The organism is Paenibacillus sp. FSL W8-0186 (assembly GCF_037969765.1).
Classification (GTDB): domain Bacteria; phylum Bacillota; class Bacilli; order Paenibacillales; family Paenibacillaceae; genus Fontibacillus; species Fontibacillus woosongensis.
Genome location: NZ_CP150207.1, coordinates 1,148,464 through 1,163,710, shown reverse-complemented (window position 1 = coordinate 1,163,710; position 15,247 = coordinate 1,148,464). Strand labels below are relative to the sequence as shown.

The 15,247-nt window shown below is 47.7% G+C and carries 16 protein-coding genes; 2 read left to right on the top strand and 14 right to left on the bottom strand.

Annotated features, from left to right (window positions below):
• Positions 1 to 9 precede the first annotated feature (9 nt).
• The 3 genes from MKX50_RS04925 to MKX50_RS04915 all read right to left on the bottom strand — a co-directional run bounded on the left by MKX50_RS04925 (position 10) and on the right by MKX50_RS04915 (position 2,408).
• Positions 10 to 1,071 (bottom strand): DUF3048 domain-containing protein, encoded by a 1,062-nt coding sequence (locus tag MKX50_RS04925; RefSeq protein ID WP_339158559.1) that lies wholly within the window; start codon positions 1,069 to 1,071, stop codon positions 10 to 12.
• Positions 1,072 to 1,242: 171 nt separating this feature from the next.
• Positions 1,243 to 2,073 (bottom strand): alpha/beta fold hydrolase, encoded by an 831-nt coding sequence (locus MKX50_RS04920; protein WP_213594236.1) that lies wholly within the window; start codon positions 2,071 to 2,073, stop codon positions 1,243 to 1,245.
• Positions 2,074 to 2,186: 113 nt separating this feature from the next.
• Positions 2,187 to 2,408, bottom strand: a complete 222-nt coding sequence (locus MKX50_RS04915) for a hypothetical protein (RefSeq protein ID WP_213594234.1) — start codon at positions 2,406 to 2,408, stop codon at positions 2,187 to 2,189.
• A gap of 248 nt (positions 2,409 to 2,656) precedes the next feature.
• Here MKX50_RS04915 and MKX50_RS04910 point away from each other — a divergent pair, with 248 nt between their 5' ends.
• Positions 2,657 to 3,370, top strand: coding sequence for a hypothetical protein (locus tag MKX50_RS04910; protein ID WP_339158558.1), 714 nt, complete (start codon positions 2,657 to 2,659; stop codon positions 3,368 to 3,370).
• Positions 3,371 to 3,541: 171 nt separating this feature from the next.
• Positions 3,542 to 4,249 carry a hypothetical protein gene (locus MKX50_RS04905; protein WP_339158557.1) on the top strand — a complete coding sequence of 236 codons (708 nt, stop codon included), beginning with the start codon at positions 3,542 to 3,544 and terminating at the stop codon, positions 4,247 to 4,249.
• 16 nt (positions 4,250 to 4,265) lie between these two features.
• Here MKX50_RS04905 and MKX50_RS04900 read toward each other — a convergent pair whose 3' ends face one another.
• From MKX50_RS04900 to MKX50_RS04850, 11 genes are all read right to left on the bottom strand, one after another.
• Positions 4,266 to 5,024, bottom strand: a complete 759-nt coding sequence (locus MKX50_RS04900) for a hypothetical protein (protein ID WP_213594229.1) — start codon at positions 5,022 to 5,024, stop codon at positions 4,266 to 4,268.
• Complete coding sequence (locus tag MKX50_RS04895; RefSeq protein WP_339160019.1) at positions 5,024 to 5,719, bottom strand: ABC transporter ATP-binding protein; 696 nt, start codon at positions 5,717 to 5,719, stop codon at positions 5,024 to 5,026. Before MKX50_RS04895 ends, MKX50_RS04900 begins: the two co-directional genes overlap by 1 nt.
• Positions 5,720 to 5,777: 58 nt before the next feature.
• The gene (locus MKX50_RS04890; RefSeq protein ID WP_213594225.1) at positions 5,778 to 6,170 is read right to left on the bottom strand and encodes a GntR family transcriptional regulator; all 393 of its coding nucleotides are present in this window, start codon (positions 6,168 to 6,170) and stop codon (positions 5,778 to 5,780) included.
• 45 nt (positions 6,171 to 6,215) lie between these two features.
• Positions 6,216 to 6,974 (bottom strand): ABC transporter permease, encoded by a 759-nt coding sequence (locus tag MKX50_RS04885; protein ID WP_213594223.1) that lies wholly within the window; start codon positions 6,972 to 6,974, stop codon positions 6,216 to 6,218.
• Positions 6,967 to 7,917, bottom strand: a complete 951-nt coding sequence (locus tag MKX50_RS04880) for an ATP-binding cassette domain-containing protein (RefSeq protein ID WP_339158556.1) — start codon at positions 7,915 to 7,917, stop codon at positions 6,967 to 6,969. Before MKX50_RS04880 ends, MKX50_RS04885 begins: the two co-directional genes overlap by 8 nt.
• Before the next feature lie 137 nt (positions 7,918 to 8,054).
• The gene (locus tag MKX50_RS04875) at positions 8,055 to 9,923 is read right to left on the bottom strand and encodes an ABC transporter ATP-binding protein (RefSeq protein WP_339158555.1); all 1,869 of its coding nucleotides are present in this window, start codon (positions 9,921 to 9,923) and stop codon (positions 8,055 to 8,057) included.
• Between the two features lie 266 nt (positions 9,924 to 10,189).
• Positions 10,190 to 10,825, bottom strand: coding sequence for a hypothetical protein (locus MKX50_RS04870; RefSeq protein ID WP_339158554.1), 636 nt, complete (start codon positions 10,823 to 10,825; stop codon positions 10,190 to 10,192).
• A 3-nt stretch (positions 10,826 to 10,828) separates the two neighbouring features.
• Positions 10,829 to 11,350, bottom strand: a complete 522-nt coding sequence (locus tag MKX50_RS04865; protein ID WP_213594215.1) for a MauE/DoxX family redox-associated membrane protein — start codon at positions 11,348 to 11,350, stop codon at positions 10,829 to 10,831.
• Positions 11,351 to 11,515: 165 nt separating this feature from the next.
• On the bottom strand, positions 11,516 to 12,349 hold the full coding sequence (locus MKX50_RS04860; RefSeq protein ID WP_213594213.1) for a response regulator: 834 nt from the start codon (positions 12,347 to 12,349) through the stop codon (positions 11,516 to 11,518).
• Positions 12,321 to 14,102 (bottom strand): sensor histidine kinase, encoded by a 1,782-nt coding sequence (locus MKX50_RS04855; RefSeq protein WP_339158553.1) that lies wholly within the window; start codon positions 14,100 to 14,102, stop codon positions 12,321 to 12,323. Before MKX50_RS04855 ends, MKX50_RS04860 begins: the two co-directional genes overlap by 29 nt.
• 59 nt (positions 14,103 to 14,161) lie before the next feature.
• A complete protein-coding gene (locus MKX50_RS04850) occupies positions 14,162 to 15,223 on the bottom strand; it encodes an NAD(P)-dependent alcohol dehydrogenase (RefSeq protein ID WP_213594209.1) in 1,062 nt (353 codons plus the stop codon).
• Positions 15,224 to 15,247: the final 24 nt, after the last annotated feature.

Below are 15,247 nucleotides of genomic sequence, written 5' to 3'. Positions count from 1 at the left end.
TTTTTCGACTCATTCAGCTGTAAAACGACTGTCAAATCCCGGCTCATTTGGCACAACGTTAATGTATGTAATCCCAGGGTAAAATGGAATCTCCGCATTATCCTTCACAAAACGGATAATATCGCCAGACTTCCGTATCCACTGGCCGCGAATCATGTTCCCGCGCTGAAAAATAACCGCTTCTCCGCCCGTTTCCAGGTTAACAGCCAATCGTCCGACATCGTCCAGCACTTTATGGTCTGCTCCCATAATGACGACGTTGGCCGCAGTCAGCTGGGTGTCTGTATCGAGATCGTTATGCGGCGCATCGTTAATGAATCGTTTGTACAGCTTCGTACCGGAGTCATATTCATAAGTTACCCGATAATTATTAAGTTGAAATTTAACCTCGACCTGCCCGGCCGGTAATCCTTCTCCCGGGTCCTCTTCATTGCGGAATGGATAGGTCGGAACTGCCTCCTCTTGCTCGGTTGCATAACCCCGTTTAACCGCTCCCTCCAGCAGCTGCTCCAAATTGGTATACAGGTTATGAGGCGCCTTCCGCGATTTATCCCGCCAGAAATATACACCAGCATTCGTAATTTCGTCGAGATCCTCCTTGCGCTGCTGCTGAAGTATGGCAAACGCGTCATTACTGGCTCCCGCATGGACAGTCACGGCGTGATGGCTTTCACCAAGATCAATCATATAAGGGCGTATGCTGCGCACCGGCCCGATTCGGGTTGCCTCGTCACCGCTTTGATAAATGGCGATCATCCGGGTCACCCCGCCCTCCGCCAGAACTTCATACACGATATCCGCTTGTCCCAAGCCGGATTGCGGCCTGGCGGCCGGGGCGTTATTAATCATTACTGCGAACGGCCTCCGGGTAATCGGCTCTTCTACCGGCAGGCCGGTCAGCGGCGCCTTAAAGACTACGGGCGGTTCCTCTACAACCGGCTCCTCCATTTGCACAGGGATGTCCTCTATCTGGCCCCCGCCTATGACGGCAGCTTTCCCTTGCCCGCAAGCAGGTATAATAAATAAGCTAGACAACAATAAGAGCAGCAGCGCATGCTTTGATCGTTTCAATCCATTTGAGCATTTCAAAATCATATCCTCCGAGCACCATGTTTTTCCTCATATTATACGCTGATTGTCCATATGTCGAAAAGACTTTAGCCAAAGAAAAGCAGTGCCGTTGTTTACGGCACTGCGCTTGAGAGTCCTGCGGATATGATTTTTCCTGTATCAGACGCCTTGCTATATCATCCAGTGCTGCCAGTCGCTCTGAACAGCTTCCAGCTGATTCAGCCACTCCTTCGTCTTCAGCAGCAATTGACTGCGATGCTCGCCAGAGGAGTAGGTGTGGTCAGCCTGAAAAATAATTTCCTTATCGCAGCGGCCTTCCGGACGCATCCAGAATACCTTCTGGAACAGGAACGCATAATCGACAGGGATTGCATCATCTGAAGTGCCGTGAACAACAAGCACGTCCCCGCTAAACTTAATCGCTTCCTGGAACGGCTGATAGGTGCCAAGCGAGTCAAAGAACACCGGAGTGAATCCGTAACCGAGATAATCGGCGACACCTTTCTCCTGCGCTTCATCGTAGACGTTCCGGCCCGTAATTTTAACGATGTCATTGAAAGGATAGCCGACAGAAGACCACAGAATAAGCTTCTTGACACGGCGGTCCCGTACGGCGGTAAGAAGTGCGATTGCGCCTCCGAGGCTGTGCCCGATAAGAATGACCCGCGTGGGATCAATGTCCCCGCAGCTCAATCCGTAATCCAGAACCGTGCGCGTCTGGGCGATCATGGAGTCGATGCCTTCCTGTCCGTACTCTCCGCTGCTCTCTCCGCAGCCGATATAATCGAACCGGACAACTAGATTGCCCTCGGAAGCGAGCTCACGGGCCGCCTTTACGAACAAGCGGTCCACGCCAATCCGGCTGCCGACGAATCCATGGCAGATGATGATCAGCGGCACGCGGTCCTTGCAGCGCCCCTCTCTCTTAACCGTCTCGCCTGGGTAATGAATACTGGCCGTTATTTTCTCTTCTCCATGGTTAATCACGATTTGCCGTTCCATCCGCTCAAGCCTCCCTTTATGCCACGCAATATATCAATTAATCCGATAAGTTTAATATGAATTATAAACTTATCTTAGCATCTCAGGAGGCTGAGTGTCAATCGTTTCCTGAATTAATCATAATACTGCCGAAAGTAATTCTGGGTCAACTCCTGGCCTTCGCTGGAGCCGCCCCCCGGTATGTCCCCGGCAAGCCATGGCTCATCGTCCTGCAACGGCTGCTCCTGAGCCGCGAATTCCTCCTCGGCATCAATCTCCGTCACTTCTTCAAGACTGCCCCTCGATTGGCTATTCAGCAAATATTTCCGAGTCAGCTCCGAGTGGAACTTTCCCATGGCTGTGCACCTCGCTTCTTGTAATCTCGGAAGAAATGCCGCTCATTTCTTCCTGCTTTATAGTGTTGGAGGGACGGCGTATTTTTATTCCAGCTCCTCCGGTGATTCTCCAGACTCACTCCGGCGACACTTCCGAGGACCCTTGCGGGAGACGTGAAATATACAGTATACTACTGGAGAAAATCGGTAATTCACATACAGAATTGGGAGATTGCATAATTAGCCAATCCGCCTGGAAGGAGAGATTCATGTACATTCACGAAATGATCAGAGAGACGAATCAATTAAGAGGGCAGATGTCCCCGGCTAATGAGGCTTATTTCGGAGAAATGGTGATGTATTTCCGCTCCGGTTCCAGTTCGCTGACGGAGGCGAAGGGTGAAGAAGTTCTTCTAGAGCTGGCCCGGCGCATTATTAAAAATCAAGAAAAGAATATTTCCGCTGCCGAATTATTCGGCGACGATCCAAGAGCTTACTGCGAGCAGCTTGCGGATGACGTCATGATGAAAAAGCCGCGAACCTTGAAGGAAAAAATCAAATATTATACGATGATTCCCTGGGTCGCTCTGACTTGGGTATTCTTTATTTACATGCTCACTGGCTTCTTCAGCAAATGGTTTGGCGGAGAACTGGAATACACCCGGATCAGCACAGCTTCGCTGCTTGTCATCGCCGTTCTCTCGATCGCGCTTGTCGAAGGGGTTACCCGGTATCTCGGCCCGGGAACGAAGCGCAAAGCAGGACAAGAGCAAGAGCAGGAGCATTCCAAGCTCCAGCCAGCGAAATTCGACCCGAAGACACTCGGGGTTTATATCGGAATTGCCGCAGCCGTGGGCGTAGTCGGCCTTGGGTTAAACTGGCTGCTGCCCGCCTTCACCGTCTCGCCTTGGGACAGCCTTATCATTTTCATGGTTGGCATTATCGGCCATAAGCTGATTTTTGGCCGAAAGAGCAAGCCTTAATACCATTCTACTGGGCATAGTACACACAAAGGGGCCAAGCAGCACATCCTGCTTGGCCTTAAAGCTGTGTATGCCATAACATTGACAAAGCGATGACCATTTAGATACATTTGCAATTCCTGCATCATGTATACTACACAATGAGATTTCTAATTGAAGGAGTTGCTCAGTTTGCTTATCCAATATTTAAATAAATGCATACTATTTATGTTGATCGCCTTTACGCTTGCCGCTTGCGGCCGTGCCAGCGAGAACGCCGCCGGCGCTAATGCGGCCTCTGCGCCGGATGAGAGCCTGATCCATCTGGTCAAAGCAAATGACGTGATTATTTCCGCTTCTAAGCATACGGATTCGGATGTTTTCAGAGGGCTTACCGTTCAGGTCGGCCAGCTCAGCAAATATTTCGATTGGACCAATGTCACGAACAAGACATATTATCCCGCCGTTCATATCGCAGACATCAATCGCGACGAGCAGCATGAAATTATTATTATCCTGACCACGGGCTACGGAACAGGAATGAACGAACAGGAAATCCATGTGCTGAACAAGGAGGACTTGTCTGAGCTATCGCTTGAAGACCCTCTTCAGGCCATTAAAGACCAGGTAACCTCTGATATCCAGCATGAGCATAACCAAGTCAGGGTCATCGTGACGACAGACACCGATGAGGTGGAACAAAACTACCTCGAATCGGATGCGGTACTCTGGAATGAGGAGGTTTCATTCGGCTCGGTCATCGGATACAGCGCTGCCGACGGCGTAATTACCGCTACTGTCCCGGGAAGCGTCTCTCCCGCAGCGTTTGCCGTAAATGCCATTCTGGAATACGGATCTGATCTTAAAGTTAAAGCGATCAGCCTGGAGCCCATCGAGTAAATGCGAAGGGGCTCTTCTATATTTCAACCTTCTTGCTCAATAAATAGTTGATCAGCAGCAGCATCAAGGCAAACATGGCTCCATCAAACAGCAGCTGCCCTATCTGCAGTATCGGCGCGCTCGACATGACCTGGGCGTTAATAGAATCATTGGAGGATTGTATAATACCTATGCTAAACAGCTTCGCGTCAAATCCGCCGAACAGCGCGCTCTCTACAAGGCTTAATACATATTGAATTATGAAAAATGCTATGATCCCCACCCATGTGCCGGCTTTGCCGCGCAGGCTGACGCTGGCCCCGATCGTCATCGACAAGAGGATCATCAGCATCAAATAGGTGAGTGTCCAGAAGATGGCGAAGATGAATTTAAACAATTCCAGCAGGCTGGTTACCATCATTCCCTCCGGCCATACCGGGGTCGAATGGACCAAACTAACATAAATATAATAGTGGAGCAAGGCGATTCCCGCTAACACCGCAGTAAACAGCCACCACAGCACGATGCTGGATACGGCCGTCCAGACCGGACGAACCGGCAGCAGCCTGCGGCTATAAGCCTTTATATTATTCTCGAACGTCTTGGAGGCGATGATGATTAGAATGATTCCGGTCATCGTATACAACATAAAGGAGAGGACAAATATGATCGACTGCTCCCAACCCCTGACATTGCCAACGACCCCGATGACGATTTGCAGAAAAACTAGCACAGCGAGCAGCCCCAGCGACAAATTCGCATTTCGCTTCCAATCGTACTTCAGCAGCTTCAACATTACGCATACACCTCTTTGAACATGTCATCCACGCTTTTTCCATACTTCATCCGCAGCTCTTCTACCTCCTGCTGCATCACGACTTCACCCTCGCGGATGAAAATCACTTCATCAAAAATCCGTTCAATATCCCGCACGAGATGGGTAGAGATCAGCAGACTGCTGTCTTCGTTATAGAATTCCACGATTGCATCGAGAATTTTATCCCGGGCTACCGGATCTACCCCGCCGATCGGCTCATCCAGTAAGTACAGCTTGGCATTTCTAGATAAAGTCAAGGTCAGATGCAGCCGCTCGTTCATCCCTTTGGACAAGGAGGTGATTCGCTCCTTTTCATTCAGGTTCATGAAGTCGAGCATCCGGCGCGCCTTCTCTTCGTCAAAATCATGATAGAAATCCTGGTAAAACCTTACTGCATCACGGACCTTCATCCAGGATTCCGTCAACGGCTGATCCGGCATAAAGGACACGTCCGATTTCGTCTTCAGACCGACGGGAGTCCCAAGAACTGCAGCCGTTCCCTGCGACGGCTGGATCAGACCGGCCGCAACTTTCATGATCGTGCTTTTGCCGCTGCCGTTCGTTCCCAAGAGGCCTACGATTTTACCAGCCCCAACGGTGAATGACACCTCGTGCAATGCTTTTTTGGAACCATAGGATTTGGATACACTTTGAAATTCCAGTATATTTTCCATGATAATCGTTTCCCTTCTCATACTGATGATTCTATGCTCATGCCCCTGCTCAGCAATATCAATCGTTTGAACGTTGTAGTTCGCTGGCCTCGCCTTGAACCGCTTCAGTTACGATCGCAGCGATATCCTCGCTTGAGAATCCGAGCTCCTGCATCCCGTGGATGAATCGTTCCAGTAAATCTCCGGCCATTTCCTTTTTGATCCTCATAATTTTCGATTCCTCACTTGTCACGTATCTTCCTAACCCTCTTCTAGTCTCTACAATCGCTTCCCGCTCCAGCTCCTGGAACGTCCGCTGCACGGTATTCGGATTGATTTGCAGCTCCACAGCAAGCTCGCGGACCGACGGAATTTTGTCTCCCGCCTTCAGCTTGCCCGTCACAATTTCTCTTTTGATATAATCCATGATCTGCAAATAAATCGGCAAGTTATTATCAAATTCAATACTCACAATGTGTCGTACCCCTTTCCGCCCTATCCCATGGGGCTATGCCCCTTAGGCGACATCACGCTTCTTAAACGTAACAAAGCTGGCCCCGAGAAACAAGAACATGTAAACAGCCAATACGATGAGCGAAAAAGCCATAGTCATCCCCTCAAATGGCGGCCGGCCATTTGCATATACCGATAAATCGGCATTCGTGAACAGCAGATATTTCACGAATGAATATTTGGACAGCAGGGCAACGACGAGCCCTTCCAGCATTAGCAGCGTCATGCCGATGCCAATCGTCGCTCCGCTCGACCGGGTTAGCGTCCCGAACATAAACGCGGCGGTCACATAAATGGCCATGTATACAGCATGGTACAGAGTGGCGCTAAGCAGATTGCCGAACCCGGCCATGTCTGAGAAGCCGAACATCACGCTGCCAGTGACCAGGCCGACGATTAGTGCAAACAGGGTTAGCGATAATGAATACAGCAGTACAATCGCATACTTGGAAGCCAGAATCTTGCTGCGGCTTACCGAACGGATCAACAGCAGCTTGATCGTTCCGCCGCTGAATTCCTTGGAGACGGCGCCCGCCGTGCAGATGATGCTCAGCATCACAAGGAATTGTCCAAGTCCATTCTTCGAGATAACCGCCTGCGCAAACTGCGGAGCCGTCAGGACGCTTTGCAGCCCGCCCATAAATTGCGTCATATAAGCCAAGAAAATAATGAAGGCTGCTATAATCGCATATGGCACGAAGAAGCTGCGCTTCTTGAACATTTTGAGCCATTCATTCCACACTAATTTACCAAAACTACGCAATGTAATTTCCTCCCGTCCATTTAAGGAATTCGTCTTCCAGCGATTCCCGGCTCTCTTCCATGCGGTACAGCCCGATCCGCTCCTCGCCTAGTGCCTGTACCATGCGAGGTATATAACGTTCCCGAACGGTAACCGCGATTTCCTTGCTCTCAGGCGCTATGCCAGTGATAATAACTTCCTCCATCCGCTGCAGTCTTTCCTTAGCCCGCACGGCATCATCAACCCGGAGCTTCAGTTTGGCGTACTCTGTTTCACTTTGGTGCTCTTCCAGGCTTCGCACCGTCACGAGCTCGCCCTGCTGGATGACAATGACCCGGCTGCACATCAGCTCCATCTCCGACAGCAAATGGCTGGAGACCAGAATCGCGATCCCCTCATCCCGGGCGATTTGCTTCAAATAATCCCGCATTTCCCGAATGCCTGCCGGATCCAGGCCGTTCGTCGGCTCATCCAAGATAAGGATCGAAGGCCGGTGCAGCAGCGCCTGCGCAATGCCAAGCCGCTGGCGCATGCCGAGCGAGTATGCCTTTACCCTCTTATGCAGCGCCTGCTCGAGCCCCACGAGCTTCGCCACTTCCATGATCCGTTCCTCGGTAATCCCCTCCGCCATCCGCTGATACTGCTTCAAATTATCATAGCCGCTCATATGCCGGTAGAACTCCGGATTCTCAATGATCCCGCCGATATGGGCAATCGCCTCGGTGAAATTCCGGCGAATGCTCTTATCCATGACAAAAATATCGCCCTCGCTCATGGAAATTAACCCGACGATTATCCGAATCGTCGTCGTCTTGCCTGCTCCGTTAGGACCCAGCAGCCCGACGATTTCCCCTTTATGAATATCGAAGGACAGCCGATTCACGAGCAGCTTGCCTCCGATTTTCTTGCTCACCTGGTTCACCGAAAGCACCGTAGGATATGTCTTTAGTTCGTGTATGCTCATAATCCCACTCCCTTGTACTAGTGTTATAGTTTAATAGTACACTAGTGATCAATTACTGTAAAGCCCTTTTTAATTTTTCACAAAAAAATACGCCGGAGAGCGTACCTCTCCGGCGCTGAACTGACAAGATCTGTTTATTATCGAAATTCCCCGCTAAACTCCGCCTTTTCCTCCTGAACATACCACTTGGATTGAGCCTGAAACATCCTGTGATATTCTCCTTGCAAATGAATCAACTCATTATGGTTACCAGATTCAACAATTTTCCCTTCTTTCATAACAATAATTCGATCAGCATTTCGGCAACTGCCTAGACGATGAGAAATAAAAATAGCTGTTTTTCCTTTAGATAGTGTCATGAACTGATCAAATATTGCAGCTTCAGCCAATGGATCTAGGGCAGCAGTAGGTTCATCCAAAATTACAATTGGAGCGTCACGAAAAAAAGCCCGGCTTATCGCCATCTTTTGCCATTGTCCTAAAGATAACTCCACTCCTCCTGAGAAATAGGGTCCTAATTGAGTATCAAAACCTAATTTTAAATCCTTAATGAAATCAAGCGCCCCTCCTTTTTCAGCCGCTCGAAATATCATCTCCTTATCCATCATTTTATCGACTCTCCCAACCCCAATATTTTCCTCCGCACTAAATTGGTATTGAACAAAATCTTGATACAGAACCGTGATATGATTTCGCAGCTCAGTTAAGTTTATTTGCCGGATATCAATATCATCAATTAATATTTCTCCCTCTGTCGCTGGATATAATCCAAGCAAACATTTTATTAACGTTGTTTTGCCACTGCCATTCTCACCGACAATTGCTATTTTCTCTCCTTGATTAATATGAATATTTACATCTTCTAATGCCTTTACATTCTGTTTAGGATACTTAAATGATAGGTTTCTGACTTGAATACCCTTAAGTATTTGATTTGGAAAAGAAAACACTCTTCCATCATGATCTTCCTCTGGAAGTTCCAAAAAAGTGAACAAAGGGTTCGAGAATAAAGAATCTTCGTAAATGGCTGCCATTCTAAAAGCAATATCTTCTAGTCCCCGTTGTACAGTGGTTAGTGTCTGGGTCATTGCTACATATGCTCCCATAGTTAACTTCCCTAAAGCTCCTAACCAAATAAGTAATATCATTACTGTTCCTGTTACTAATATTCCAAATGCATCTACAACAAAAACAGATACCGATGTTTTCTTTTCCAAATATAATTTTTCATATCCATTTTTCCAAAATAATTTACTCCATCTGTCTATAAAATATTTAGATAGATTAAAACTTCGCAATTCCTTCGCTGTTAGCCTAGAGCTTAACAAATCTAGTAAATATCCCGTTTTCCTTTCGACGGGTGTCTGCTCTAACATTTGCCGATATCTTAAATTCCCTATTGTAATATTCACAATTAGAGAAGGAATAATCAATAACAATACTCCTAATGCAAGCCCCCAATGAACAGCGGCCATTAAAATTAACATACTGAATAACATAACCGTGTTCTGTAAAATAGAAAATACATTATCAATAAGATTAATTACTCTAACTGAATTCCCTGAAATTCGATAAAAGTGATCGTAGTAATCTGAACTCTCCATATGAATTAGCGGTATTTTAGACGATTTTTCAGCTATTAGTTGATCAAAATGATATTGGGTTCTAATTCTTAATTTAGATAGGACGTATCGATCACATGCTTTAATTCCGGCGGAAGCCATAAATACTAACAACTGTAACAATAATGTGCTAAGAGGATTTAATATATAAGGAGATCCTTTTTCTAGCAACAAAGTAATTTGGTTTACCAACTGAAGAGTTAACCATGTCTGCAATACCGGAATAAGCGCCTGAGAGATCCTTAATAAGAGAGTTGTACACAGTAGGAATGGATCGATGGACCAAACAATGAGAAGCATTCTTTTTATGTATTGCAGTGTTAACTTATATTTTCTGATTTTATCAGTCCCCGTACTTTGTAACTCCTTATCGTTTAGCATCATGAATTAGCCTCTTTCAAATCATAAATTTATAAGGCTAAGGATACACATGATGTGTATCCTTAGTTACAAACAAAATTAGCATTCACATACATACCACGTTCTGGATGTCGTATCGATAATTTGATTATTCGAATTATAAATACGACAGTATTCATTGTACTCTCTGATTTTAATACCGTAAGGACTACAGATACTTGAAGTACAAGTAGAAGCAGTATTACAATATGTCATTAGCTATCACCTCCTTTCTATATTTTTAATAAATTCTAGGATGCCTCACGAACCTGTGCGCCAATTTTAAGAAGTATATCCAAGTCTCTCAAGCCGTCATTAATGACGCCCTTTGACATAACAATACCTTCAGGAGAAATATAGTAAGCAAAGGGGAATTTCCGTGTTCTTGTGATCGTTAAATCCGCTTCAGTCAAGTGATAAATTGGATGTTTGATTTGAAGAGTTTTTGCTTTTTGAATAACTTCTTCAGGTGTAGGCGATTCCATAAATATTGATAGATCATAGTATGGGTGGCGCTCAGAAAACAATTTTAGACCCTGGTAAACACTCTCGCATATTTTGCAATTAACTGACAGAAAAACTATGATCAGTCCCCTGCTGTTTCGTTCAGTCAAATTAATCACTTTACCAGAAACCTCTGTAAATTGAAGTACAGGAAATAACTCCCCCTGTTCTAATCCATAATCACTTAAAGGCAGAAATAGATCATTAATAACTGGATGCATGTTTGTGTTTGTGTTCGTGTTCGTGTCCGTGTTTGTATTATTCACACTCATCGTTATGCTTTGTACTTTTTTATACAAGAAGACAATGGCAAAAAGAATACAAATAATACATGTCCACATTGTAAATATTGCAACCACAAGGAAGTTTTCCAATAAATTCACTCCTTACTCCTGATATAAGATAACGCTTTCAAATAGCTTTATAGTAATATTTATTAAACTGTATAATGTAAGTATTGAAATCGAAAAATATAAAGAACCTAGAATATCCTTCAACGGATAGTTCCATATATTTAATGTAGTACTTGATAAAAGCAGTACCGCCCCGCATAAGGCAAGAGCAACAACTTTTAATATCGTTCCCCAACCTAGTGATTCATTGGTTACCCCCCCAAAACAATTGCAATCAATTAACCTATGTAAACTCATGGCCCTAACCGCAGCCCACAAAAATGACAGCAATAACAGGAATAATAATATCAGGGCAAATATCAATAACTCTTTAAACAGAATGGTTATGCCAATAATTAGTTCAATGATGATAACTGTCATTGCTCCCAGTTGTTTGACCATTTTTATTGGCTCTAACTGATCTATGGTTTTCTGAAATGAAGTTAAGTTAAAAATTTTTGTAATAGAAGAAACAAACAATAATAACGAAATAAAAACTTGAAAATAAATAATCATATCCCCATTAACCTCCTCCTTTATCCAGTTGTTTCACCTGTCTAAATTCTATAATTTAAGACAAATTATAGCATGACTGTATATTTTTCATATATGCTTTATTCTTCTGAATCTTTGTTGAAAATCTTCGGATTTAACTAAAAAAGGCTGCCCGTATCAGGCAGCCTAGGATTTGATTTTCACTTGATCGCGGTACTGCTTCGGGGTCATTCTCTCAAACTTCTTGAACATGCGGATGAAATAGCTCGTCGTTTGCAGGCCGATCTGCTCTGAAATGGCATCCAGACTTAGGCTGGAGCTTTCCAGCAGCTCCTTCGCCTTCTTCATGCGAAGCCGGGTAACGTAGTCGATAAAAGTAAGCCCCGCCTCCTCCTTGAATAGCACGCTGAAATAACTCGGATTCAGATGGACCTGCTGGGCCACTTCCTTGATCGTCAGTACGTTAGAAATATGCCCGTCGATGTATTGAACCGCTTTGATCACATACTCGTTGCTCGTACGCAGGCTAAGCGGGTCTTGATTCTGGCTCGTCTGGCCTTGCCATCCATTTGCCGCAGCCGCTTCGCCCAGCTCAAGCTGGCCGAAATGCTGCTGCAGGCGCTTCCTTCGCTCTTTCGCCAGACGGGCCTTGTTTAGCGCCTTCTCGGCCATCTTGATGAGCTCGGATTGCTGCACCGGCTTCAGCAGGTAATCGATCGCTCCCAGCCGCAGGCCCTGCTGGGCGTATTCGAATTCCGCGAACCCGGTAAGCAGTACGGCTGCGATCTCGTTTTTCTCCCTTCGCAGCGCCTCCAGCAGTTCAATACCCGTCATAAGGGGCATGCGGATATCGGTGATGAGCAGATCGTATTCCCGCTCCCGCAGCATGTTCAGCGCCTGCTGCCCGTTCTCCGCGGCGGCGATGTCGATCTTGCCGTCTCCCCATTGCTGCAGCGTGTAGGACACGCCCATTCTTGTGTTGTATTCGTCATCAACGACTAGGATCGCCGGTATGCTCATCTCGATCCACCTCCTCCTGAACCTGCTCGGCAGGAATCCTCACCTCAACAACGGTGCCTCCATTTTGCCGGCTTTCGATGCGAATTCCGTAATCGGAGCCGTAATGGAACTGAATCAGCTTGCTGACATTGAACATGCCAATGCCTTTGCCGCTGGACATAAACGCCACATTCATATCATTCTGCAGCCTTTCCCGAACGTCCGCAAGCTCGGCTTCACTCATGCCGACACCATTATCGGCGATGAGGAACGAGACAATCCCGTCACGCTCGCGAACCGTGAGCTCAATGATCCCTCCGCTTTCCAGCGGTTCAATGCCATGAACAATCGCATTCTCAATCAGCGGCTGAATCGTCAGCTTCGGAATTTTCAGCCCATGTACGGCCGGGTCGTCATGAATGTGAACCTGCAGCCGTTCATGCCAGCGCATCTTCATAATATAGACGTAGCGCTTGATCTGCTCCAGCTCCTCGGCCACCGTAACGAAGCCGTCCTCCCCGCTCAATTGAATGCTGTAGCGGAACATATCGGCAAGCCGGATGACCATCTGGGCCAACTCGTCATCCCCTTTGCGGATATGGGCCCAGTATAGCGAATCCAGCGTATTGAACAGGAAATGCGGGTGAATTTGCGAATGCAGCGCTTTGATTTCGCTTTTGCTTTTGATCAGCTCTTTCTCATAAACCGACTTGATCAAATGGTTGATCTCCCGGACCATTTGATTATATTTCACGTTCAGCAGATTAACCTCACGATTGAAGTACGTCCCCGGATTCTCCTGCGGGTTCCCGCCTTTGCCCTTTTGCATGACCCTCGTCAGCCTTTTGATTGGCGACGTAATCAATAAAGACAGGTAATAGGAGAGGACCGCGAATACGACGATGCTTAGAACGCTGGCCCAGATGAGCACATCCTGCAGAAAATGGATTTCCTCCGTCAAAGCCGTCTTCAGAACCATAATCTCCAGCTGCCAATCGGTCGTTTTGATCTTCCGCTGCACTGTGACATACTCCGCCTTGTTGATCCCATCCCCCTCCGGGGTGTCAGAGGAAGCCGCGGCGCCTTCAGTTCCCGCCAGCGATATCTCATTGCCATCAGCATCGAGCAGCCGCATGATGCTTCCCCTTGCTTTTGCGACATCCCTGCTGATGAAGTCAACGAGGGAGGGCTTGATGCGAATGACCAAATATCCCCCGTTCTGATAGTCCAGTTTCTCCACCTTGACCCTCCGGACCGCCAGCAAATCCGCCGGATTCTGGGGGTCGCGGCCTATCCAGATCATCGCGCCAACCTGGTGAGCTTCATTCGCCTCCCGTACGTATCGTTCACCGACCCGGGCAGCAATATTCTGCTCCACAATCGGGTAAAGGCTGTTCTCCTCAGAGAACAGCTCGATTTCCCGGATCGTCTCCGAATATGCCGTTTTATCGATCAGAATTTTTCGCAGCTGCATTTTCTCGTCATAGGTTGTGGTTTCGCCCCGCAATTCATCGGCAAGCTGATCCTGGACCCGCTCATCCATTGCAAGCTGCAAAGTCAGGACATTGATTTCGCTCAGCAGCGATTCCAGCCGTCCGCTGGCCTGCTCCGCAATTTCGTCGATATAGCGGGAGGCGTTCTCCTTCTGCACCTTTGACAGCAAATAATAGAGGCTGCTGACCGTTAATGACAACACGATAATCATCATGACGATGAACCCGACGAAAATCTGGCCTCGCGTCTTGTCCAAACCCATCTTGCTCAGCAGCCTCATATTTATTGCCTCCTGACTGGTCTAAGGGGAATAGCGAAGCGGGCGGGCAGCCTGCCTGCTTACAGCTTCGGATAAATCATAACCTTGATGCTCGTTTCCTTCTCGGTGCGCGCGACTTCGACCGCTTCTTTAATATCCTTAAGCTCATATTTATGCGTGATGACCTGTTCTATATCGATATCGGATTTGCTTAGAGCCTGAATAGCCGATGGATACGTGTTGGCGTAACGGAACAATCCGTATACATCGATCTCACCGTCGATGATCGTGTTGATATCGACCGGGATTTCCGACGCTGCCGGCATGCCGACCAGTACAACGCGCCCGCCGCGGTTGACGGCACCAAAGGCGTCCGCGATGGCCCGCCCGTTACCGGACGATTCCACGACGACCGTCACACCTTGTCCGCCGGTCAGCTCTGCGAGCCGCTCCTTCAAATTTTCCTTCGAAGGATCGATGACCGCGGTAACGCCCATTTTGAGCGCGAGCTCCTGCCGGAACGGAACGACGTCCGTCGCGTAAATTTCCGTGACGCCGTAAATTTTCGCAGCCTGAATCGCCAGGAGTCCGATCGGGCCGAGCCCTGTCACAAGCATCCGATCCGCCGGACTGACCTTGCCGCGAATCATCGCGTGCATGCCCACCGACAGCGGCTCCAGCAAAGCCCCCTGCTCAAAGCTCATTTCATCCGGCAGCCGGAACAGAAAGTCGCTGCGCACGGCAACGTATTCCGCCCAGGCTCCATCCACCGGAGGAGTAGCCATGAAGACGACGTCCGGGCATAAATTATAGCGCCCCGATTTGCAGTATTCGCAGCGCCCGCAAGCCACTCCCGGCTCTACGGCGACCCGGTCGCCGACGGAGACATTCGCGACCTTCGCTCCGATCTGCACCACTTCCCCGGCCAGCTCATGGCCAAGAATGATCGGCTTCTCTACGACATAACGGCCGATCCGCCCATGCTCGTAATAATGGACATCGGAGCCGCATACTCCGATACAGTACACTTTCACCAAAGCCTCATCCTCTTTAATGCTTGGAACCGGCACCTGTTTGATTTCGATATCCATCGGTTTGTTCAGTACTGCTGCATCCATTACATTCGGTATATTGTTCGACATAGTCAGCTCTCCCTTAGCCTAAAA